1 protein-coding gene is annotated in these 259 nt (G+C 75.3%); it reads left to right on the forward strand.

What is annotated here, in order from left to right; genetic code table 11:
- On the forward strand, positions 1-259 hold a 259-nt coding region (locus tag AAEY72_RS15460; protein ID WP_352311490.1), incomplete at both ends, for an ADP-ribosylglycohydrolase family protein.

Genomic DNA, 259 nt, shown 5'->3' on the forward strand with positions numbered 1-259 from the left:
CTGCTGGACTGGTTTCATCGCGGCGCGTTCACGCCGGACGGCCGCGTATTCGACGTCGGCCTGCAGACGCAGCGTGCGTTCCACGCGCTGGCGGCCGGCGCCGCGCCCGCGACAGCCGGGCCCGGCGACGAGCGCGCCAACGGCCCCGGCTCGCTGATGCGCTGCTTTCCCGTCGTGATGGTCGCGGCGTCGCGCGCCGCCGCGATCCGGCTCGCGCGCAAGCAGAGCGTCGTCACGCACGGCCACGTGCGTTCGCAGC

The organism is Psychrobacter sp. W2-37-MNA-CIBAN-0211 (assembly GCF_040309405.1).
Classification (GTDB): Bacteria; Pseudomonadota; Gammaproteobacteria; order Pseudomonadales; family Moraxellaceae; genus Psychrobacter; species Psychrobacter glaciei.